Origin of the sequence: Bacillus cereus group sp. N14 (assembly GCF_016483555.1) — a bacterium.
Taxonomy (GTDB): domain Bacteria; phylum Bacillota; class Bacilli; order Bacillales; family Bacillaceae_G; genus Bacillus_A; species Bacillus_A wiedmannii.
In genome coordinates this window covers 1-22,674 of sequence record NZ_JAEHBQ010000023.1, presented here as the reverse complement: position 1 = coordinate 22,674, position 22,674 = coordinate 1, and the positions used below count along the sequence as shown (strand labels likewise).

The window sequence follows — 22,674 nt, the reverse complement described above, 5'->3', positions numbered from 1 at the left end:
AAATACCATGCCCATTGTATTTAAAAAATTGTTTGATTTCACTTTGTTCATCATATGAATCCGCTCCTTTTCGAATAGTTGTTGCTCTGTTTCTGACTTAATTGTATGAAATATTGCAGGGAGTCACTATCGAATTAGCTTACAGGAAAATTACACTTTTGTAAGAAAAACGAATGAAGATGTAATGATGAGAAGATTTGACATATGTTCATGGGATTCATTAAGTTAAAAGTAGAGGTGAGTGTATGGCTAATATTAAAGATATTGCAAAGATGGCGGGAGTTTCAGTTACGACTGTTTCGAGAGTATTGAATGATCATCCGTATGTAAGTGAAGAAAAAAGGAAAGCAGTTATAGAGATAGTGGAGAAGTTGAATTACTCACAAAACGCAAATGCTGTTCATTTATCAAAAGGGAAAACGAATATTGTTGGTGTGATTTTACCGTATATTAATCATCCATGCTTTGATGCGATGGTAGGCGGGATGATGGAGGTGGCGTTAGCTCATAATTACAGAGTGCTACTTTGCCAAACGAATTATAATAAAAAAGAAGAAATGAAAAGTTTACATATGTTAAAAACAAAACAATTGGATGGTCTTATTATTTGTTCTCGTGCAAATGATTGGGAAACGATAGAGCCGTATGCTTCCTATGGGGCAATTGTTGCTTGTGAAGATAATGATATTTCGAATATCTCAAGTGTATATACGAATCATTCGGCCGCTTTTCAATTAGGAATGGATTATTTGATTGAGAAAAGTTATAAAAAAATTGGTTATTGCACGGGAAGGAAATTAGGGCCGAGTAGTCAAAAGCGTTTTGATGTTTATAAACAGCAATTGCAATCTATAGATGAAGAAGTGAATGAAGAATGGATTTTCACAGAATGTTTTACTTTAGAAGATGGTGTGAGAGTGGCTCATAAATTAAAGGGGATGCAGCATCTTCCTGAAGCATTAATAGTAGCCGGAGATGAAGTTGCGATTGGGGTGATGACAGAAGCTGAAAAATTAGGCATTCAAGTTCCTAAGGATTTAGCGATTATTGGCTTTGATAATCAACCTATTTCGCAAGTGTTACAACTTACAACCATTGATCAAAATTTAAAGGAAATAGGTAAAAAGTCCTTTGAAATGTTTTACAGGCAAATACGTGATGAAAGTTCTAAACAAGAAAAGGTGGAAATTCCATACGAACTTGTGGAACGCTCTACTGTTTAGTTTTAATCCGTTATGTGTAAATTGCATAACGGATTATTTTTTTGAAATATCTTTGACAGGAAACGCGTTTCATACTTTATAAAGGAGTTAAACCGGTCTGTAATAATCCATGGATTCTTTTCAAGAATAGTATTTGGAGGGATATGCATGAATGAACTTTTATTGAGTGTGAAAAAGCATATAAAGGATGATGAAAAGATTTTGGATTTTGTCGTAGGGATATTTGAGAAGGATGATTTTACGCTATCGTATCAACATGGGATTTTTGCTGCTACTACTAGACGTCTCCTCTTTTATGGGAAATTTCCATACTATCCTGCAACATTTAAAGATTATTCATATTTGCATATAGATAGCATAGATTTTCGTCCGCATTTCGAATGTACTTGTAATCATGAAACCATTCGAGCTAAGTATATTCAGAAGGGGAATGTGGAGCGATTTGTCCGTACAGTTAGAGCGAATATGAATAATTAATCACCCCTTTGTTTAAACATAATATCCCGATCTTTAAGAGTAAAAATGCGCAATAAAAACAACTTCTAAACCTCTAGGAGATAGTGATACAATGTCAAATGGGGGGAGGTATGAACTATGGTTAATCAACGTATAAAGGAAATAACACTAATTACAATTGGTTCATTATTATTCGCAATTGGTATTAATTACTTTGCAATTCCAAACCGTTTATCAGAGGGTGGAATTATTGGTTTAACGGTTGTTACGTACTATTTATTTGATTGGTCGCCGGGGATTGTAAACTTTGCTATAAATGCAATTTTACTAGCTATTGGTTATAAATTTTTTGATAAGAAAACGATGGTTTATACAATTTTAGGGATTGTAGAAACATCCTTGTTTTTATATGTTACGGAACATATTGAGTATCATGTAAATAGTGATACGTTATTAGCGGCTTTATTCGCTGGCTTATTTGTCGGTGTCGGATTAGGCTGTATGTTCAAAGCTGGAGGTACATCAGGAGGATCGGCAATTTTAGCTCGGTTAGCCAATCAATATTTAGGGTGGAGCGTTGGTAAAGGCGTACTTATTATTGATATTGTGGTAATTGCTGGTTCTGTATTTATAATAGGGCAAGAAAAAGCAATGTACACACTTGTTGCAGTATTCATCGGAGCAAAAGTGATTGATTTCATTGTAGAAGGAATGGATACAAAAACAGCTGTTACAATCATTTCAAATCAACCGGATTTAATCCGTGAAACTATTACGAAAAACATGACACGCGGTGTCACTGTATTAGAAGGACGCGGCGGATATACTGGTAAAAATAAAGAAGTGTTATATGTTGTTATAAATAAACAAGAGCTTGTTAAGTTAAAGCAGGTTATTAGTCGAGTAGATGAAGATGCTTTCGTTGTTATTCATGATGTACGTGATGTACTTGGCGGTGGCTTTAAAGCGAGCTAAAAGGTGAACGAGTAAATTCGTTCACCTTTTTTAATTCTTACAAAAATGTAAGTGTAATGTAATGAGATTCAATAGTAGATTTTATTCCTTCTTTTTAAAATGGATGTATATATATCCTGCAGAGGAGGAAGATTGATTATGAAGAAAAAAATGATCGCTACTATAATAGCGATGATAGTGATAGTAGTAATGTTACTGCCTACGAAACTTGGACCAGTTATCGATAAATATAATCCACTTTATAAGACGAAAGAATACTATACGGTCGTGAATACAATTGGTCAGCATATTGGTGATGAGTGGTATGAATATGAATTTATTGCATTTGACGAACGTGGAAGAGAACAAAAAATAAAGAAGACTGTTAAGCATATGTTAAAGAGAGATGAAGCGTTAAAGGTGTATGCAAAAGGACGCTACGGAGAGGCGATTGAAGAAATTGAAGCTGTAAATATTCCTATTAATGCGAAGAGTAAACTTTTAACGATGAGATAGCGGATTATACCCCCACCTATTTTTTGTCGAAAATAAAAATACTAGGTAGGGGTATTTTGGGGTTCATGAAAGAGCCTTAGTCCATATGGACTAAGGCTCTTTTTGTTATATAAAGGGGAAGGGGGGTACATTGTAGTAGCATGAGTGAAAGGTATAAGAAGAGTAGCTACTAGCAATGTAATTTGGTTATGTGAGTGTTCTTCTTATTTGGCTTGCTTTCTAACTTTATTGTACGAGATGTAGGTAAGAGAAACTATCGAATTACATTACACATAGCTTACAAACATGTAAGTCTTCTGTAATGTAATTCGATGGTTAAAAGATAGTGAATTTCATATAGTGTAATTAGAAAGTCTCACTGTATTACTTTCTGTTTGTAATATTAATGAAGAATGAAAAACCAACTACTTTTTAATAGCCCTCATCTTTATTTGGATGAGGCTCTTTTTATAAACCTTACAACATTGTAAGGTTTACGTAAGTTAATTCGATAGTAAATTTGTCATATTTTTTGCATAATAGATACAAATAGATAAAATAATTAGGGATATAGTAAGAAGGGAGAAAACTGGGATGCGTAAAGAAGAAGTAGTGAAGTTTCCAATTAAAGATTTCTGTAGCTACTTTACTGTTGCCGTAGTATGTATTGGATTATTTGATATCATAACAAACTTAATTGTTAAATAACATAGATGATAAAACAAGAAGGGAGATCCTTTCTTGTTTTTTTTATGGGGGAATAAAGATGAAATGGATTGATAGTCATATACATGTTGACCAATATAAGGATGAAGAAAAAAGTAGATTACTTAAAGATGTGGAACATAGTAAAGAGATACAGGGACTTATCGCGGTATCTATGAATTATCAATCATGTAAAGAAACTTTATCTTTAGCAAAGCGATATCCTTTTGTACATCCAGCAATAGGTTTTCATCCGGAGCAACTGATTCATAAAGAAGAATGTGAGCAAATTTATAAATTAATTGAAGAGCATGTAGAAGACATAGTTGCGATTGGTGAAGTAGGCTTGCCATATTATTTAAGAAAAGAAGATGAGCACATTGCTATCAATTCATATATATCAGTGTTACAACGATTTGTTGAACTAGCTAGTAAATATGATTTACCCATTATATTGCATGCAGTGTATGAAGATGCTGATATTGTATGTGATTTACTGGAGAAATATAAAGTTTCACGTGCACACTTTCATTGGTTTAAAGGAAGTGAAACAACAATGAAACGGATGATGAGGAACGGTTATTATATTTCTATTACGCCAGATGTTTTACATAAGGAGAAAATTAGAAAAATTGTTTCGTACTATCCACTTGAATATATGATGGTAGAAACAGATGGACCGTGGGAATTTCACGAGGATGTTATGACGCATCCGAGAATGATTCGAGAGGTATTAAAGGAAATTAGTGTTATAAAAAACGTATCTGTTGATAAGGTTGCGAAAACGATATATGAAAATACGATTCAATTTTACCCCGCATTAAGGGGCAGTAAGACTCCCACCTCAAAATTCGACGAATGCGGAGGAGTTAGGTGGGAAATCAACTGCCCGTAAAAACCCGATTGGTTTAACTAATAATCAGTGGGGGATGGACAAAACCCCCACTGATTAAAGTTTCACTTTATTTGAAAGGATAGGAGCGTTACTCTTGTCCTTTTTATTATGGATATTTTTTCTAATATTTTCTATAATTTATGATGTGCTTAATTTGATGAAGGAAGTAGGGAAGAAAATGGGGAGAGCGTATAAAAAAATAGCTATTACAATGATGGTCGGTGCACTTTCACTTGTAGCGTTTGGGTGTGAGGCAGAAAAAAAGGTTATAAATCCAAACACAACACAGGAAAAGAAGGAAGAACAAATTGATCCAGTAGTTGAAAAACAGATGAAAGAAAATGAGAAAAATGGGAATACGGTTGGAAACAGTTCTAATAAAGGGAAGATGGTAGAGAGTAATGGATGGGTTTACTATGCGGTAAATAGTGATAAAAATACAGGAGGCATTTATCGTACGAAAGATCAATTTCAGACTTCGGAACGTGTAGTGGAAGGTGTAAATGTTTCTTACATAAATATAAAAAACAAAGCTTTATATTTTATTCATACGGATGAAGATAAGAATGCGGGATTATCTTCTTTAATGAAGTATGATATATCTAACAAAAAGCTAGACACGTTAAAAGCGGATACAAATTATGTTTATATAAAAGATCAAACTTTATTTTATCCGAAAAAATATTCTGAGCATGGTGGTTTTGATATTGTAGGGATAGTAAAAATGGATTTGAAAACGGGGCAGGAAGAAGAAGCGGCATTTAAAAACTCAGGTTGGTCTCAAACGATAGACGATAGTATTCTACATTGGAATAAAAATCGTGGAACACAATTGACAAAAGATAATAAAACTTGGTCAAAAGAAAATTATGCAACAATATCTAGTGCTACTTATAATAATGAAAAATTATATGCTGTTATCGACTTTTCGTTACCTTTTGAAACAAATGAAGCTGAGCATGGCATATATGAAATAGACATTCAACAAAATAACGAAAAGTTATTGGTAAAGGATGCTTTGCAGATGAATGTGAAAGGGGATACTTTTTATTATTTAAAAAAGGATGGAGTATATAAGAAGAAAATGAATGGTGGAAATGAAAAAGTAATTTATAATAAAGCGGTTGAACCAACTAAATCCTATTTATATTTTGTAGCAGGAGATATGTATCTTTATACGGATAATGGAACTATTTTAAATCTAGATACAAAGAAATCAAATGAAGAAAAAGATAAGAAATTAGCAGATGATGTTATGTTACAGAAAGTATGGAATGCACAGAAGGAACTTACTAATGTTCAAATGGCTGCACTAACAGGAAATCCAAAACGATTAGGGGATTTTTCATACGGGGAATTAGTGAATCCTATTTATAATACGAAGGATACTTTAGAGACTACGCTATCTACGTACTTCTCAAAATCATTTATAGCAGAGTATATGAAGAGTAAGTATATTAAAGAGTTAAATGGAAAAATGCACTATGCTATTGGAGATCCAGGGTCAAAAGCAGCGACTAAATTCACGAAAATTATTTCTGCCGATTTGAAGGATGGGAAAATAAAAGCGCAGGTAGAAACGTATAATGACTATGATAATGTAACGGAAAAAGTAGAAGTTGAATTTGTTTATGAAAATAATCAATGGGTTATTAATAACATGCCACGTTTTGGTTTAAGTTAAAAAAACCACCAAGCATTCTGCTTGGTGGTTTTGTATTATGACTCTAATTTTTTCGCGCGTCTTAATAGGAAAAGAAAGACAATGACGAAGAAACCAAGTATAAGGAAGAACCCATATTGTTTTATATAATCCATTACGTCATCTGCGCTTGTTGGTTTTTCAACGTGAATGCCATCTTTGTTAGTCGTAATATGAATATCTTTCATTTTCACTTCATTTGTTTCTTTTTGTAAATCAATCCATTCTATATTTGGAATACTTTCTAGATCCTTTAATACTTCTTTTAATGGTTTCACACCTAAGTAAGGATGATAGAATGCACCAATAACTCCATCGGATAATTTAGCAACAGATACAGCACGTTCTTTCATCTTTGCAATAGCATGTGGCTTATCTTCTTCAATAAAGCCAACTGTTTCAGGCATTAATTTCATCCCGTGTAAAAATGATGGGGTACTTGTATAAAATGGTGAGTGCATGGATTTCCAAGTTGTATCACTTAACTGTAGTTGTCCTACATAAGTTGAAAAGTACCTTGATAATATTTCATATCCTTTTTGAGACATCGTGTAATGAGGTGCTTCAAATGCGACAGGATATAGTTTGGCATCTACAAGTTCTTGAATACCTTTTTCAATATGATCAGTCGTATACTTTTCTTCAAACTCTTCCCCTTTTTTTACATATGCATTATATGCTTCGACATTAGGGAAGTCATCTTTTGTTTTTGGTTTTTCATGCTTCGGTTGACGAATTGGTTGATCTGTTTTTACGTCCCAAAATTCAAAACCTTCCCCAGTTTCACTATCATAAAATTGATGCGTATAACCATGCATAATAATTGCTGCACCATCATCTTGCATAGAGCGTAAAAGATCGACTAGTTCGGGTTTATCTTTTAAATGCAGTGTTTTACCTGTCTCGGGATCTGTATATACAGGAATAACAGTGATCATGTAAGGAATCTTTTTCTCTTTTAGTAATTCAGCAATTTCTTTTAATTGATTTATATCTGCGGCCGGATGAACGTCCTCAAGACGCAAATAAGCCTCTACTTTATTTGTCGTTGGCTTTTGTCCAAAGTAAGAAAATAACATTTCACCGACGTAATGAGACATCCAGTCAAAGAGGTGTGGCGTTGCCACGTAATAAGATGTTTCATGCTGAACGATTAGTGGGTTCTTGCTATTTGAACTTACAGCGTTAGCAAGAATAGTTCCGTTTGTATCAAAAGATTGAATCAATCGTTCCTCTTCTAAAGTGTTTTTTAGCTTATGGCTTGGATATTCGATTTTATTAACTCGTATATCACTATCCTTTAGAGTAATGAAAGAAAAGCGATTAGATAATTGTTCAACATTTTGTCCTAGAACTAATACTGGGCCTGAGAAATTTTCTATCAGTTGTTTTGCTTCAGCAGGAAACTCTTCCTTTTGTTCACCGATATAGACAATATGTGTATAAGAAGATGAATTAGTAATTTCATTAGCTTGTTTTAAACTTTTCGTAGTTATATCGTTTGTAAAATGGCCTAATTGAATATTAAGGATTTGAATATTATTTGTAATTTTATCGTCTTTTGTACTATATAAAACAAGTACTTTTGGTTTTGGTGACGTTTGTGCAGAGGTGTGGATAGGGATAAGTAGTAAAATGCTGAACAAGAGTATTATGCACTTTTTCATTTGGTCTGCTCCTATTCTATATGTAGAGTTCAATTTACAATTATATACAAGAAATAAGTTATAGTCTATGAAAGTTACATTTTTGCACGTATTTACCAGCTGTTTTTTCACAAAATCGGTCTAAAGCATGATGATAATATGTATAGTTATTTGCTATGATAAAAGGGTAAGAGAATGATAGAATGTTGGTAATTGTAAAGGGAAGAAGGCTGAAAGGGGACAAATTTCAGCGGAGAAAGAGGTAGAGGTAGTGAAGAAATTCTTTGTAGGATTTTTAGTTGTTCTTGGGGTATACTTATATTTCCAAGGAAAGTCTGAAGGAATGGGCAAGTTAATGAATGAGACAAGCTATGTTGACTCAGAAGAAGCAAAACAGATGAAACAAATTATTATAGAGGAAGCAAAGAAAGTCAATCTTCCAGAATGGATACCTCTTACAATTGCCGAACATGAAAGTCGGTTAAATCCAAGAAGTGTTGGAGATAATGGAACTTCATTCGGATTGTTTCAATTGCATCGCGGTGGCGGACTTGCACCAGAGCATTTAACTGATGAAGAGTTGAAAGATCCACGTACAAATGCGCAAATTGCAATGCCGCATTTAATGAAAGGATATAAGCGCGGGGTGCAAAAAGGTTTGACTGATTTTGCATTACTAAAATATATAGCAAATACATCTGGATGGCCGGGAAATTTAGGGCCAGAGTGGACGGATAATAACATGAAGTATAACGTCGGGTTAGAGGACGTGTACTATCGAAATAAAGGTGTAATCAAAGAGTAGGTTTTCTATACCTACTCTGTTTTTTTGTGAATAATTGTATCTTTTTCGCTCGTGAAGTACTGCGCGAGTTGTATTTTCACGTCTTCTAGCTTTGTAGAAACTTGTGGTATTTTATATCCTACATATAAGGGTGAAACGACAAACCTAGGAACAACTTTACAAATGATTTTTCCATTTAAGTGATAGAAAAATAAGTTATAACTACTACATCCTTTATGGAAATCTGTCAGTATGTAACGTACAGTTTGTTGAATATAATTTGCTAGTTCATCTATGCATTCAACATCTTCAATGATGATATTAAATTCAGTAAAACCGATAATAGGACGATCTGAAATATTGAGTTCAATGTGTTCGTTTTTTTGCACAATTACTCCTTGGAAGTTTTCCTGTTCTACGTTATCGAGGTAGTCTACATATTTCATTCCAATAATCTGCATGTGTGCATGATGCAAACTTCCGCCTGAGAATGGACCATGGTTTTTGTATAAAATCACAGATGTGAATTCTTCATTCTTCTGTAAGTCTAACCAATGTTGAATGGAGAAACGGATTAGCGATCTCATATGTTCTTCTGTATATGTCGCAATATGGTCTTCACAATTATCTGTTTCGATTAGCACCGTTTGAAATGTATCTTTTAATGTAGGAAATTTGTTTTTTAGCCAAATAATTGAGTCCTCAGTTGCTAAAATATCCGTTAAATTTTCTCTGTCACAAAAAGGACATGTGGCGCTTCTATTCCGAATGCTTTCTGGTTTTTGTTTGCCAATATCGTTTAAAAAGTATAGTTGTTGTGTATCCATTTGTATGTATGCCCCTTTAAAATGTGTGTAAAAATCCCGCTTAATACATTCGGGAAAGGGAGAAGGAAATCCTTTAAAGGGGATAGGAAAAATAAAAGACAAGATATCCTCATTAAGATAGGGTACCTTGTCTTTTATTTTTTCTTTAATAATGTGTATGGATAATATAGATTGTTTTTATTGTGCTTCTTTTTTCTATTTTTTATTGTGTATAAGGCAATTGCTGTACTTGCGATTACAATAATGGCTTTCTTCATATTCATTTACCCCTTTTTTATTGTTCGTTTAATTCTTGGCTAACTGCTTTTGCATCAACTAGAGCGTGTAAAATCATTTTTACCATGTTCATCATATTCCTTCACTCCTTTTTATAGTTCGTTTAGTTCTTTTACAACTGCTTGTCCGTTCACTAATACCTCAAAGATTGCTTTTACGATTTCTTTCATCATGATTGTTTTCCTCCTTTTGTTGTCTCTCTTGTTTACATCTTTATTGTATAGGGAGGCGCTTTTTCGTACTATCGCTTTCCATTACGTGAACATAACAGTGTTGTAAGATTTGATGTCACTTATTGAAATGTTTAGTCTATCTTCATTATTTTCAGAAAAATGACTATTCAAACATGAAATGGGGAAGTATAATAAAGAAGTAAGTATTAAATTCCGTACGAAAGAGGTGAATGAGATGAAACGTTCTTTAGCTGCACGTGCCAAATTTTTAGATTATATCTATTTTTGTCGTGCGATTTTTCATGATGTAGTTGTTAACGGGATACGTCTGTCCTTTTTTAACAATTGCATAGTAGCTATTGAACGATAGAAATCTCTTCACCCATTTTTAATAAACGTGTGAAAAGGGAGCTATTTGGCTTCCTTTTTCTATGCCGAAAACCATGGGGAATGTTTCTTTCCCTTGGTTTTTTATATTGAAAGGAGTACGGAAAATGACAATTTGTAGTGTAAATAATGTAACGAAATCTTTTGGTGGAAACATCATATTTGAAAATATATCGCTTGAAATAAAGAATGGTGAACGTGTTGGATTAGTTGGTCGTAACGGTAGTGGGAAGACAACAATCTTTCAGCTTCTAACTGGAATGGAAAGTTTGGATGCAGGGGACATTCATATGAAGAAAGGTACATGTATTGGTCATGTGGCACAAATTCCGAAATTTGATGAGGGTATGATTATATATGATGTATTGAGTTCCGCCTTTAAAACAGAAAAGGAATTAGAAAGAGAAATGCGTGCTTTAGAAAAACATATGGCAGAAGAACGGGAACCGTCTGCTTTACAAAGATTAATGGAGAGATACGGAGTAATCCAAGAAAAGTTTGCGTTTCTTGGTGGTTATGAAATAGAAGCGAATATGATGAAGGTAGCAAACGGTCTACAGGTGACAGAACTATTTCTCCGATCATTTTCCGAGTTAAGTGGTGGGGAACAAACAAAAGTAAGCCTTGCATACATGTTGTTGCAGAAACCAGATTTACTTCTATTAGATGAACCAACCAATCATTTAGATTTATTCGCCGTAGAATGGCTAGAGCAATTTTTAAAAGAATACAATGGAACGGTTATGGTCATTTCACATGATCGCTATTTCCTTGATGAAGTTGTAACGAAGATTTTTGATTTAGAAGATGGAGAGATTCACGTGTATCATACGAACTATTCTCAGTTTGTTGAGGAAAAGGAAGAACGGTTGCTTCAGGAGTTTCAGGCTTATCAAGAACAGCAAAAGAAAATAAAGAAAATGAAAGAAGCAATTAAGCGATTACGTGAATGGGCAAATCAGGCGAATCCTCCGAATGAAGGATTGCATAAGAGAGCGAGAAGTATGGAACGTGCACTGGAACGTATAGAGAAACTAAAGAAACCTATTTTAGAACGAAAACAAATGGGACTCCAGTTTGAAGGACAAGAGAGAAGTGGGAAAGATGTTGTTGTAATGAAAGAAGTGAGTAAAGGATTTGCTGGCCACCCTTTATTTAACGAAGCGAATTTACATGTTCGTTTTCAAGAGCGTGCGGCGATCGTTGGTCGTAATGGTACAGGAAAGACAACGTTACTAAAGTTATTATTAGAAGAAATAGAACCAGACGTTGGAGAAATCCGTATTGGTAGTAGTGTGAAAATCGGTTATTTATCACAACATGCGTACGGAAATATGAAGAGTAATGTATTAGAGGCTTTCAGGGAATATGTAGCTGTAACAGAGGGAGAAGCGAGACATATATTAGCTAGGTTTTTATTTTATGGTCCAGCGGTGTTTAAGAAAGTAACGCAACTGAGCGGTGGAGAAAAAATGAGGTTAAGACTTGCGCAACTTATGTATCAAGATATCAATTTTTTAATTTTAGATGAGCCGACAAACCATCTCGACATTGAATCAAGGGAAGTTTTAGAGGAAGCTCTTGAGCAATATAATGGAACGATTTTAGCTGTTTCACATGATCGTTATTTTTTAAATAAGTTATTTGAAAAGACGTATTGGATTGATGAGCATAAATTATTTGAGTTTGCAGGGAACTACGCATGGGCTCGTCAAAAGTGGGAAGAAAAGCTTGAGAAACAAGTAATAAAGCAGCAACGCCGAGGAAGAAAAAATATTGAAACAGCTCCTGTAAAAAAGAAAGAAGTTAGGAATGTTGAGGGTATTGAAACGGAGTTAATGCATGTAGAAGAGGATATATATGCGCTTGAGTGTAAGATGGAACATGTAGTTGATGTTGAAATGCTTGAACAATTGTATGAAGAAAAAACGAAGAAAGAGTTGTTACGAGCGGAGTTATATAATGAGTTAGAGAATATTGTGGAGTAAAAAGTAGAAAGCGAATCCCTTCAGCTTTGCTGAAGGGATTCGCTTTTTTGTACTCATATTTTACTTTAAGAGAAAAATAAAAATTGTGTTTCACGTGAAACAGTAAATTTGATACATCTTTGTTCCGTAATTTACATAGATTGTAAAACATAAATGATATTAGGGATTTTTTGGATCGGTTACTTATTTCCCGAGACATAAGTATGTGAAACGGCGGATCAGGATTGAAAATAAAAAAGCAGAGTTACAGCTTTACGCGCTGAACTCTGCTTTCTTTTTGTGTCGTATCTTCCCTTGTTGAAATGATAATGGCGATCCCGAGCATAATAAAAAAAGCTAAAAAGAGGACGAACTTTGGGAAGAATGGGAATAGTAATAGAGCCCCGACTATCATAATTGTTAATAATACGTAGTGCAGGACGTATTGGAATAGGTTGTCCATGTTTTCGCCCCCTTTTTGGTAATTGGTTATTAGTATTCTATGTTTCATACTGAACGAATAGAAGTGAATTTTTAATTTTTTAATACGAAATAAAAGAGAACGATTGACATGTTTAAAGGAAAGGAATAATCTTGAAATTAATTCATACTATTTTTATAGGAAAAATAAAGATAGTTACAGAGAGGAGGCCTATGTTCCTGCATCGATAAAAATTAGGAAGGTAAAGGTGAGAGGGCAATGAAAAATGCTTTTAAAGGAGCACTTGCTACATTTCTTAGTGTGTCAGTATTACTAGCCGGATGTGGTCAAGAGGAAGCAAGTACAAATGAAGCCGGGAACGTACTAAAAGTAAAAGATGAATTTATTAAGGCGAGCGACAAATCAAAAAGTCCTACAAAAGTAAATGAAAGAAAAGATACTTTTGTAGTTGGAATGCCGAGCCCTGGAGGGATATTCCTTCCGCACTTTATGGAGAATGGATGGGATGGTAATATAACGCAAGCTATCTTTGCGCCTCTCGTTGGACTGGATAAGGAAGGGAAACCAATTCCCATTTTGGCGAAGAAGTGGGATATTTCGGAGGATCAGCTTACATATACATTCCATTTGAAAGATAATTTGAAGTTTAGTGATGGTAAACTGTTAACTGCGGAGGATGTAGCATTTACATTAACGTTATTACATGATCCAACTTATAGTGGTGCGACTGATATAAGCCAAACAGCAATAAAAGGTGGGCAAGCATATAAAGAAGGAAAAGCGAATTCTATTGAGGGAATTCAAGTCATTGATCCGAAAACAATTAGGATTACGACTGAAAAGGTAAATGCTCAAACGCTATCATTAATCGGTGGAGAAGTTATATCTAAAGCGTATTACGGGAAAGAGTATAAACAAGGACACTTGGAGTATTTAAAAGAGTTGTATGGGAAGCCGGTGGGAGCAGGAGCTTATAAGTTAGATCAATATATTCCTAGTCAAGAGGTTCGATTTGTAGCAAATGAAAATTATTTTGAAGGAAAACCGAAGATTGAGCACTTTATTTATAAAATTACAAAGGGTGATACGAAGTTACAACAATTTCAAGCAGGAGAAGTAGATTATGATGGTTTTACGACAAACGTGGAGACCATTGAGCAATTAAAAGATTTAGGTTTTGCTAATATTAATGTGTATACAGGAAGCTCTTATGGCTACATTAAAATGAATTATAAGAAGCCATACTTTAAAGATAAACGTGTCCGCCAAGCATTTATTTACGGATTAGAGCGTCAAAAGGTTATTGATACGTATTTCCAAGGATATGCGTCACTCGTTAATGTACCGATTACGCCAGTTTCATGGGCGTATACAGAAGAGGGCATTAATAAATATGAGTATAACTTAGAGAAGGCGAAGAAATTACTGGATGAGGCTGGATGGAAAGCGGGTTCGGATGGAATTCGTGAAAAAGATGGACAAAAATTGAAAGTAAGTTATTTTGCCTCATCAGCAAGTAAAATAAATGATGTAATGATTCCTGTGATGAAAGAAGATTATAAAAAGTTGGGTATAGAGTTTAACCCAGAATATATGGACTTTAATACGATGATTTCAAAAGTGATAAAAGGTGATTATGATTTAGCGATGGTATCTACGCCAATGATTGATGATCCGAGCGGAACGATTGAAGAGTTTGTTTCAACAAGTAAACGAAATTATGATGGATATTATAATCCGAAAGTAGATGAATTAGCTAAGCAAGCATTAGAAACGTTGGATATTGAAAAGCGAAAAGAAATTTATAAAAAGTTATATCAAGAATTAAGCGAAGACCCGCCTGTAATCTTCTTGAATAATAGCAAAGTGGTGTCTGCACATAATGCACGAATTCAAGGATTACAAGAAGATAACTATAACGGTATTTTATTAAGTTTACCTAAATTAAAGATAGAATAGAAATTTTCGAAATATTTATTTAGAAAGAATTGACAAAATATAACTGACGATATAAGCTAATAACCATAAAGTCTACCGGAAAGGTCGGAATAGGATTGTTACCCCTCAAAAACATCTATTTTTTACGATTAAAACCGACTTTTCCGATTGACTATAAAATGTTGCTGTGGGAGGCATACATAAGGCAAGCAGTTCATAAGGTTTAATTATTAAAAAAAGTTAGGGTGGGGACAATGAAGAAAAAGACAAAAAAATGGGCTGGTGTATTTTCAGTATTACTGAGTAGTTCGCTTGTGTTATCTGCTTGTGGGGGACAGGAAGATACGGCTTCTACAGAACCAGTAAAAAAGCAGGATTTAAAAGACTCTAAGATTGAATCAATTCCAGCTACAGATAAAAAGAAAAGTCCAGAGAAAGCAAATCAGCGAAAAGATACGTTTATTACAGCCATTTCTAAGCCAGGGGGAGTTTTCCTTCCATATTTCCAAGATAATGGTTGGGATGGAAATGTAACGTCTGTTATTTTTGCGTCACTAGTAACAACAGACAAACAAAGTAAACCTATTCCGGACCTTGCAGAAAAATGGGATATTTCTGCTGACCAGTTAACATATACATTCCATTTACGTAAAAATTTAAAATTTAGTGATGGGTCGCCTTTAACAGCGGATGACGTAGCATTTACATTAACACTACTTCATGATAAAGCGTATGAAGGTGGATTGGATATTGCTCAGTATGCTGTTAAAGGCGGGAAGGAATATAAAGAAGGAAAAGCAACTTCTATTGAAGGAATTCAAGTTGTTGATCCACAGACAATTAAAATTACGACTGAAAAAGTTAATTCACAGGCGCTAACTAATTTAGGTGGCCCAGTACTATCAAAAGCTTATTATGGAAAAGATTATAAACAAAATACAAGTTTAGACTATTTAAAAGCATTATATGGGCAACCAATTGCAGCGGGTCCATATAAATTTGAAAAATATGTTCCAGGTCAAGAAGTACGCTTCGTTGCTAACGAAAATTATTATGCAGGTAAACCAAAAATCAAAAACTTTATTTACAAAATCACATCAGGTGATACTGGATTCCAATTATTCCAAACAGGTGAACTGGACTATAGTGGATTTAGAGCAAATCCTGAGAATATAGACCAATTAAAAGGATTAGAGTTTGCAAATATTAATCTTGAATCATCAAGTGATATTGCTTATATCTATGTAAATAATAAGAAATCGTATTTGAAGGATAAGAAGGTACGTCAAGCACTTACTTATGGATTAGATCGTAAGAAGTATGTGGATACAGCTTTACAAGGATATGGATCTGTTGCTAACGTACCAATTGCGCCAGTTTCATGGGCATATACAGAAGAAGGTATTAATAAATATCCACATGACGTAGAAAAGGCTAAAAAATTATTGGATGAGGCTGGCTGGAAAGTAGGTTCTGACGGGGTTCGTGAAAAAGATGGTCAAAAACTAAAATTAACATATTACGCATCAAATACAGGTAAGACAAATGATATCTTTATTCCAATTGCAAAAGAAAGTTACAAAGAAATCGGTGTTGAATTAAATCCAGAGTTGATGGACTTTAATACGATGCTTTCAAAAGTAGGAAAAGGTGACTACGATTTAGCGGCAGTTTCAACACCAGGAATTAGTGATCCAAGTGAAGTTGTAAGTGATTACTTATCAACTAATCCAAAAAGTGATACGGGTTATAACAACCCGAAAGTAGATGACTTGATTGTAAAAGGTATAGGGACGACAGATATTGAAAAACGTAAAGCAATTTATAAAGAACTGTATAAAGAGTTAAGTGATGATCCACCAGTTATTTTATTAAACTATCGTAAACTACTTTATGCTCATAATGCACGTATAAAAGGAATTGATCCAGAAAAGTACGATAGCATTAGTTCCAACTTACCAGTGTTATCTATTGAACAATAAGGGTTGACCTAAATAATAGAAGGCGTTTTTTCATACAGCGATGGAATAGTAGCTGTTTTGAAAAAATGTTCTTCTATTTTTAAGTAAATAGGATTGGGGAGACAAAAGGTGAAAACATATATCGTTCGTAGGTTCCTTCAAATGATCCCTACATTGTTTGGTACATCTATTATTATTTTTTTCTTATTTGCACTTTTGCCGGGGGATTATATTGATTCAAATCCAAAGTTAACACCAGAGAGAGCTCAAGAGTTAAGGGAATTGTATGGCTTAAACAAACCAATTATTGAAAGATATTTTCAATGGTTAGTGAATGCTTTGCATGGTGATTTTGGATTTTCTCTACAGTATCAAGAACCTGTAACTTCATTACTTAATAAATTTATTTGGAATACATTTATCGTTGCTGTTGCAGCTTTATTTTTCACTTGGATTATTGCTCTTATTATTGGGGTTATTTCTGCAACAAAGCAGCACTCTTGGTTTGATAGATTGGTAACAATCGGTGTCTTTGCAGCAATGTCATTTCCATCATTCTTTATCGGATTATTTTTAATTAAATTATTAGCAGTTGATTTAAAGTTATTACCTATTGGTGGCATGATTGATATTGGGAGTAACTCAACAGGAATAGCATACATATTAGAAGTATTACGTCATATGATTCTACCTGTATTTATTTTAACGCTTCTTGGTGTAGGATCATTAACACGATATTTTAGAACAAGCATGTTGGATGTTGTTAGGCAAGATTATATTCGTACTGCTCGTGCAAAAGGTTTAAAAGAAAGAACCGTTATTTATAAACATGCATTGAAAAATGCAATTTTGCCAGCAATTACATTACTTGCTTTTGAATTACCTGGTTTATTTTCAGGAGCGATTATTATTGAACAGATTTTTAATTGGCCAGGGATTGGGAGTATTCAATTAGAAGCATTAAACTTCCGTGATTATACGGTATTAATGGCCTTTACAATGTTTCTTTCTTGTTTAACAATTATGGCTAATTTCTTAGCTGATATTGTATATGCGTTTGTTGATCCAAGAATTCGATTGAAGTAAGGGGGGAAAGATATGGAGACTATTACACCAATAATAGAGAAAAAGAAAGAACGAAAAAAGAGAAATGAATCATCACCATGGCGCCAAGCGTATAAAAAAATTAAGAAAAATAAGATGGCACTGTGTGGCTTATACGTTTTAATATTTATGTTTTTATTTAGTTTTATCGGTCCAATCTTTTCGCCGTATGCTGATGGGAAAGTACAAGTAACACAAATTAATAAACCACCCAGCCTGTCACATTGGCTTGGAACAGACCAGTTGGGACGGGATATTTTAACTAGACTTATGCAAGCAGGGCGTATTTCATTAACAATTGGTTTAGCGTCGATGCTATTATCCGTTATACTAGGAGCTTTATTAGGAGCAATTGCTGGTTTTTATCGAGGGGTTGTAGATCATTTAATTATGCGTGTTGCGGATGTGTTAATGTCCATTCCGGGATTACCGCTACTTATTATAATGGGAGCAATTTTATCAGAATGGAAATTACCATCGGAATACCGTTTATATGTTGTAATGATTATTTTAAGTTTAGTAGGATGGCCAGGACTTGCCCGGCTTGTGAGAGGACAAATTTTAACATTGCGGGAGCAAGCCTTTATGCAAGCAGCAGATGTATTAGGATTAAAGGATTCTCGGAAAATTATTCATCATTTAATTCCTAACGTCTTTCCGTTGCTTATTGTTGTAGCAACTTTGGGTGTTGCAGGTTCAATTTTGAGTGAGTCCGCACTAAGTTACTTAGGTCTCGGAGTCGTCCCACCTACACCATCATGGGGGAATATGATTAGCGCAGCTAACTCGTTAATTGATTTCCAAAAGCGACCGTGGTTATGGATTCCGCCTGGTTTTGCAATCTTTATAACAGTTGTATCCATTAATTTACTTGGTGATGCACTTCGTGATGCGTTAGATCCAAAGATGAGACGGTAGGTGAGAAGGTATGAGTAAAGCGGTAGTAGAGCTGAAAGACTTACAAACACACTTTCAGACAGAAGAAGGGACAGTAAAAGCTGTGAATCACGTTAGTTTTACAGTTCGAGAAGGTGAAACTGTTTGTGTTGTAGGTGAATCGGGTTGCGGGAAAAGTGTAACAGCTTTATCCATTATGGGACTTATTGCTGAATCAGGCAGTGTAGTAGGTGGGGATATTTTATATGAAGGAAAAAGTCTTTTAGGAATGAAAGAGAAAGAGCTTCGTAGTTTACGAGGAAATGATATTGCGATGATTTTCCAAGAGCCGATGACATCGCTAAATCCTGTCTTCACTGTAGGTGAACAAATTGTAGAGACGTTAAGAGAGCATGAATTACTTAGTAAAAATGAAGCATATAAGAAGGCAATTGAGTTAATTCGTAAAGTCGGCATAGCTCGTGCGGATGAAATCGTCCACTCTTATCCGCACGAACTGAGTGGTGGAATGTTACAACGTATTATGATTGCTGTTGCACTTAGTTGTAATCCTAAGTTATTAATTGCTGATGAACCGACAACGGCTCTTGATGTTACAATTCAAGCTCAAATATTAGATTTATTAAGACAAGTAAAAGAGGAATTTAAAACATCAATTTTATTAATTACACATGATTTAGGCGTTGTAGCTGAGATGGCTGATTACGTTGTCGTTATGTATGGTGGGAAAGTGATTGAAGAAGCACCAGTACTAGAGATATTCCAAAATCCGAAACACCCGTATACGAAGGGCTTGTTGAAATCAAAACCAGTGATGGGAAAACGAATAGATAAACTATATTCTATTCCAGGGCAAGTTCCTAATTTAGTTGGTTTGGATGAATTTTGCTACTTTAGCGGTCGTTGTGAGCATTGTATGGAAATATGTAAAGAAGAAGCGCCAAATCTGAATGTACATGATGAAAATCATAAAGTAGCTTGTTGGTTATATGAGGAGCGTGCGGAACAATGAGTGAACCATTATTAGAAGTAAAAAACTTAAAAACATATTTTCCGATTAAAGGCGGCATATTTAGTAGAACGGTTGGACATGTAAAAGCAGTTGATGGAGTAAGTTTTACTATTAATAAAGGGGAAGTGTTCGGTCTCGTTGGTGAATCAGGAAGCGGAAAAACGACGATAGGAAAAACAATTTTACGTCTCGTTCAAAAAACGGAGGGAGAAGTGAAGTTTAAAGGACACGATGTTCATTCTTTATCAAAAGAGGAATTGAGAAAACATCGTCCTAATATGCAGCTTGTGTTTCAAGATCCATTTAGCTCATTAAATCCGAGAATGAGAATTGGAGAAGCACTTGGCGAGCCGATGTTGGCTCACGGACTAGCGACGAAAGAAAATGTTCGTGAAAAAGTGACAGAAGTATTAGAGTTATGTGGTTTAGCCCCATATCATATTGACCGGTACCCTCATGAGTTTTCTGGTGGACAACGTCAGCGTATCGTTATCGCAAGAGCAATGGTATTAAATCCAGAATTTATTGTAGCTGACGAACCTGTGGCAGCACTAGATGTATCTATTCAAGCACAGATCATTAATTTATTTAGTGAGTTACAGGAGAAAAAGGGACTATCTTATTTGTTCATTTCACATGATTTAAGCGTAGTAGAGCACTTATGTACGAAAATTGGAATTATGTATTTAGGAACGATTGTGGAAACAGCGCCGCGTGATGAGTTATTTACGAACCCACTGCATCCGTATACAAAAGCATTGTTATCAGCTGTGCCAATACCAGATCCAACAGTGAAGCGAGAGCGGATTATACTAGAGGGTGATATTCCAAGTCCAGCAAATCCACCTTCGGGTTGTCGCTTTCATACACGTTGCCCGTTTGCAACAGATATTTGTAAACAAACGGTACCAGAATTCCGTAATGTTGGTGAAGAGCATTTTGTTGCTTGTCATCATGTATAAAAGAAAAGGACCCTTTCAAATTGAAAGAGTCCTTTTTTTATTTACTAGATGAAGTTTGTTTCAATACAAATTTCTCGATTGCGTGAGCAACCCCATGCTCATTATTTGTTAATGTTACGACATCACATAGTTTTTTTACATCTTCTTCAGCATTTCCCATTGCAACTGATAAGCCAGCTACTTGTAACATTGGCACATCATTAAAGTTGTCCCCGATTGCAATAGTATCTTCAATTGGTATATTGAAATAAGCAGCCATTTCTTGTAGACCGTTCCCTTTATGACCGTGCTTATCCATAATTTCTACATTAGTAGGAGCTGATGCGGTAACTGAAATATCAGTGTCTTCTTGTAACATGCTTAATAGCTGTGCACGATGCGCTGCATTAAATGTCAAAATGAAGAATTTAGATATTTCTAATTCTGGATTATTTACAACATCTTCGATTTTTTGAAAATCAGTAATTAAGTTTGATTTCTTTTGTTTTTCTGTAATTCTTTCAAGTTCTTCAAGTGTAACATCTAGTGCATGCTTGTTTTCTTCGAACGCTTGCATGACTTGATCTTGCCATGTATATGGAGAATAAACTCCTTTATTCGTATATAGCTTATAAGGAAAACCTTCAGATTCTAGTAATTTTGCAAGCTTGTATACTTTATCATTTTGTAAACAACGCGAGTTAATTACTTTTCCATCCACATAAACAATTGCCCCATTGCTCGCTCCAACTGGAAGAGATAGTTTATATTCTTCCAATAATTTCAAAGCATCCTCTTTTGCACGACCAGAACAAATCATGACTATATGACCAGCCTCTTTTGCAGTTTGGATAGCTTGTAAGTTCTCTTTGGAGATTTCAAGATTAGATGATAGTAGCGTACCATCCATATCTAATGCGATTAATTTCAAAATGACCACCTCTTTGCTTTTATTATACATAGTTATATAGAGGAAACATATAAACTTATCTTGGAAAAATCGTATTTTATCTCGCGTGAACCGTCAGTAAAAATTTGATAGGCGTCATCTTATTACTTTGAATATGCACTTTAATTTGTAACAAAAATAGAGGTAGGTATGAAGGTATTTCGTTATATGACTGTAATATTACAATAACATTACAAACTTCAACTTAGTAGAAAGTGCATTAAAATAGGGTTTTTAAGGGTGTTTATAAAAAAACGTAAAAAAAGTGTAATAAAATTTACGTAATTATATTGCAACGTAACAATAGTTATGTTACATTAATGTTACAAACGTTACGTTAATAACTTTAATGTAACGCTAACATAAAAACTATGAAATAAACATTTCTTAGAAATTACATATAGATAACTTATTAAAAAGGAGGATACATAAAATGAAAGAGCAAGTATTACAAGTAACAAAAGGTGACTTCGTAGGATCAGCAAGTGGAGCAGTAGTATTAACAGCATTAATCGTATTTCTATCAAGCGTATTAGTATAATAGAAGCTTTGTAACAAAAAACAAATGAAGGGAGAATGAAAGATATGAAAGAGCAAGTATTACAAGTAACAAAAGGTGATTTCGTAGGATCAGCAAGTGGAGCGGTAGTATTAACGGCATTAATCGTATTTCTATCAAGCGTATTAGTATAATAAAAGTTTTGAAATAAAAGAAAAAAGAGAGGAGAATGCAAAATGAAAGAGCAAGTATTACAAGTAACAAAAGGTGACTTCGTAGGATCAGCAAGTGGAGCAGTAGTATTAACGGCATTAATCGTATTTCTATCAAGCGTATTAGTATAATAAAAGTTTTGTAATAAAAGAAAAAGAGAGGAGAATGCAAAATGAAAGAGCAAGTATTACAAGTAACAAAAGGTGACTTCGTAGGATCAGCAAGTGG

24 protein-coding genes are annotated in these 22,674 nt (G+C 34.4%); 19 read left to right on the top strand and 5 right to left on the bottom strand.

The features are described from left to right. Positions 1-245 precede the first annotated feature (245 nt). The 6 genes from JDS82_RS24250 to JDS82_RS24225 all read left to right on the top strand — a co-directional run bounded on the left by JDS82_RS24250 (position 246) and on the right by JDS82_RS24225 (position 6,412). A complete protein-coding gene (locus JDS82_RS24250; protein ID WP_001273893.1) occupies positions 246-1,223 on the top strand; it encodes a LacI family DNA-binding transcriptional regulator in 978 nt (325 codons plus the stop codon). Positions 1,224-1,370: 147 nt separating this feature from the next. After that, positions 1,371-1,700, top strand: a complete 330-nt coding sequence (locus JDS82_RS24245; RefSeq protein WP_001004223.1) for a PH domain-containing protein — start codon at positions 1,371-1,373, stop codon at positions 1,698-1,700. A 117-nt stretch (positions 1,701-1,817) separates the two neighbouring features. After that, positions 1,818-2,654, top strand: a complete 837-nt coding sequence (locus tag JDS82_RS24240) for a YitT family protein (RefSeq protein WP_000248044.1) — start codon at positions 1,818-1,820, stop codon at positions 2,652-2,654. A gap of 138 nt (positions 2,655-2,792) precedes the next feature. Beyond that, positions 2,793-3,149 (top strand): YxeA family protein, encoded by a 357-nt coding sequence (locus JDS82_RS24235; RefSeq protein WP_000728373.1) that lies wholly within the window; start codon positions 2,793-2,795, stop codon positions 3,147-3,149. A 745-nt stretch (positions 3,150-3,894) separates the two neighbouring features. Then, positions 3,895-4,728: a TatD family hydrolase gene (locus JDS82_RS24230; RefSeq protein WP_098058809.1), complete on the top strand. Its 834-nt coding sequence runs from the start codon at positions 3,895-3,897 to the stop codon at positions 4,726-4,728. A 178-nt stretch (positions 4,729-4,906) separates the two neighbouring features. Further along, positions 4,907-6,412, top strand: coding sequence for a DL-endopeptidase inhibitor IseA family protein (locus tag JDS82_RS24225; RefSeq protein ID WP_064469286.1), 1,506 nt, complete (start codon positions 4,907-4,909; stop codon positions 6,410-6,412). A gap of 35 nt (positions 6,413-6,447) precedes the next feature. Here JDS82_RS24225 and JDS82_RS24220 read toward each other — a convergent pair whose 3' ends face one another. Beyond that, positions 6,448-8,097, bottom strand: a complete 1,650-nt coding sequence (locus JDS82_RS24220; RefSeq protein ID WP_000710542.1) for a DUF2334 domain-containing protein — start codon at positions 8,095-8,097, stop codon at positions 6,448-6,450. A 250-nt stretch (positions 8,098-8,347) separates the two neighbouring features. Between JDS82_RS24220 and JDS82_RS24215 the strand changes: the two genes are divergently transcribed. Further along, complete coding sequence (locus JDS82_RS24215) at positions 8,348-8,881, top strand: transglycosylase SLT domain-containing protein (RefSeq protein ID WP_000713257.1); 534 nt, start codon at positions 8,348-8,350, stop codon at positions 8,879-8,881. An 11-nt stretch (positions 8,882-8,892) separates the two neighbouring features. Here JDS82_RS24215 and JDS82_RS24210 read toward each other — a convergent pair whose 3' ends face one another. Continuing rightward, the gene (locus tag JDS82_RS24210; protein ID WP_000381057.1) at positions 8,893-9,687 is read right to left on the bottom strand and encodes a DUF4931 domain-containing protein; all 795 of its coding nucleotides are present in this window, start codon (positions 9,685-9,687) and stop codon (positions 8,893-8,895) included. Between the two features lie 134 nt (positions 9,688-9,821). Continuing rightward, complete coding sequence (locus tag JDS82_RS24205; RefSeq protein WP_002109112.1) at positions 9,822-9,950, bottom strand: hypothetical protein; 129 nt, start codon at positions 9,948-9,950, stop codon at positions 9,822-9,824. Between the two features lie 421 nt (positions 9,951-10,371). On the opposite strand from JDS82_RS24205, the gene JDS82_RS24200 reads away from it, so the two are divergent. Then, on the top strand, positions 10,372-10,506 hold the full coding sequence (locus JDS82_RS24200; protein WP_046956655.1) for an RAxF-45 family protein: 135 nt from the start codon (positions 10,372-10,374) through the stop codon (positions 10,504-10,506). Between the two features lie 124 nt (positions 10,507-10,630). Continuing rightward, positions 10,631-12,511 carry a ribosomal protection-like ABC-F family protein gene (gene abc-f / locus JDS82_RS24195; protein ID WP_199714083.1) on the top strand — a complete coding sequence of 627 codons (1,881 nt, stop codon included), beginning with the start codon at positions 10,631-10,633 and terminating at the stop codon, positions 12,509-12,511. Positions 12,512-12,755: 244 nt separating this feature from the next. Here abc-f and JDS82_RS24190 read toward each other — a convergent pair whose 3' ends face one another. Continuing rightward, on the bottom strand, positions 12,756-12,953 hold the full coding sequence (locus JDS82_RS24190) for a hypothetical protein (protein WP_000369259.1): 198 nt from the start codon (positions 12,951-12,953) through the stop codon (positions 12,756-12,758). Positions 12,954-13,190: 237 nt separating this feature from the next. Here JDS82_RS24190 and JDS82_RS24185 point away from each other — a divergent pair, with 237 nt between their 5' ends. From JDS82_RS24185 to JDS82_RS24160, 6 genes are all read left to right on the top strand, one after another. Then, complete coding sequence (locus JDS82_RS24185) at positions 13,191-14,891, top strand: ABC transporter substrate-binding protein (RefSeq protein WP_199714082.1); 1,701 nt, start codon at positions 13,191-13,193, stop codon at positions 14,889-14,891. A 233-nt stretch (positions 14,892-15,124) separates the two neighbouring features. Next, on the top strand, positions 15,125-16,852 hold the full coding sequence (locus tag JDS82_RS24180) for an ABC transporter substrate-binding protein (RefSeq protein ID WP_000730673.1): 1,728 nt from the start codon (positions 15,125-15,127) through the stop codon (positions 16,850-16,852). Between the two features lie 108 nt (positions 16,853-16,960). Next, positions 16,961-17,917 carry an ABC transporter permease gene (locus JDS82_RS24175; protein WP_000860732.1) on the top strand — a complete coding sequence of 319 codons (957 nt, stop codon included), beginning with the start codon at positions 16,961-16,963 and terminating at the stop codon, positions 17,915-17,917. 12 nt (positions 17,918-17,929) lie between these two features. Beyond that, positions 17,930-18,853 carry an oligopeptide ABC transporter permease gene (gene opp4C / locus JDS82_RS24170; protein WP_000447957.1) on the top strand — a complete coding sequence of 308 codons (924 nt, stop codon included), beginning with the start codon at positions 17,930-17,932 and terminating at the stop codon, positions 18,851-18,853. A 10-nt stretch (positions 18,854-18,863) separates the two neighbouring features. Continuing rightward, positions 18,864-19,844, top strand: a complete 981-nt coding sequence (locus JDS82_RS24165) for an ABC transporter ATP-binding protein (RefSeq protein ID WP_000030796.1) — start codon at positions 18,864-18,866, stop codon at positions 19,842-19,844. Next, positions 19,841-20,806: an ABC transporter ATP-binding protein gene (locus tag JDS82_RS24160; protein WP_001294507.1), complete on the top strand. Its 966-nt coding sequence runs from the start codon at positions 19,841-19,843 to the stop codon at positions 20,804-20,806. Before JDS82_RS24165 ends, JDS82_RS24160 begins: the two co-directional genes overlap by 4 nt. Before the next feature lie 37 nt (positions 20,807-20,843). On the opposite strand, the gene JDS82_RS24155 is transcribed toward JDS82_RS24160, so the two are convergent. After that, positions 20,844-21,716, bottom strand: a complete 873-nt coding sequence (locus JDS82_RS24155) for a Cof-type HAD-IIB family hydrolase (RefSeq protein ID WP_000766409.1) — start codon at positions 21,714-21,716, stop codon at positions 20,844-20,846. Positions 21,717-22,167: 451 nt separating this feature from the next. On the opposite strand from JDS82_RS24155, the gene JDS82_RS24150 reads away from it, so the two are divergent. The 4 genes from JDS82_RS24150 to JDS82_RS24135 all read left to right on the top strand — a co-directional run. Then, positions 22,168-22,275 carry a DUF3948 family protein gene (locus tag JDS82_RS24150; protein WP_000664237.1) on the top strand — a complete coding sequence of 36 codons (108 nt, stop codon included), beginning with the start codon at positions 22,168-22,170 and terminating at the stop codon, positions 22,273-22,275. Positions 22,276-22,310: 35 nt separating this feature from the next. Then, entirely contained in the window at positions 22,311-22,427 is a 117-nt protein-coding gene (locus JDS82_RS24145; protein WP_000654250.1) for a DUF3948 family protein, read from the top strand. A 42-nt stretch (positions 22,428-22,469) separates the two neighbouring features. Further along, a complete protein-coding gene (locus JDS82_RS24140; RefSeq protein WP_000664237.1) occupies positions 22,470-22,577 on the top strand; it encodes a DUF3948 family protein in 108 nt (35 codons plus the stop codon). A gap of 41 nt (positions 22,578-22,618) precedes the next feature. Beyond that, positions 22,619-22,674: DUF3948 family protein (locus JDS82_RS24135; protein ID WP_044881088.1), on the top strand; the 56-nt coding region annotated here is incomplete at its 3' end.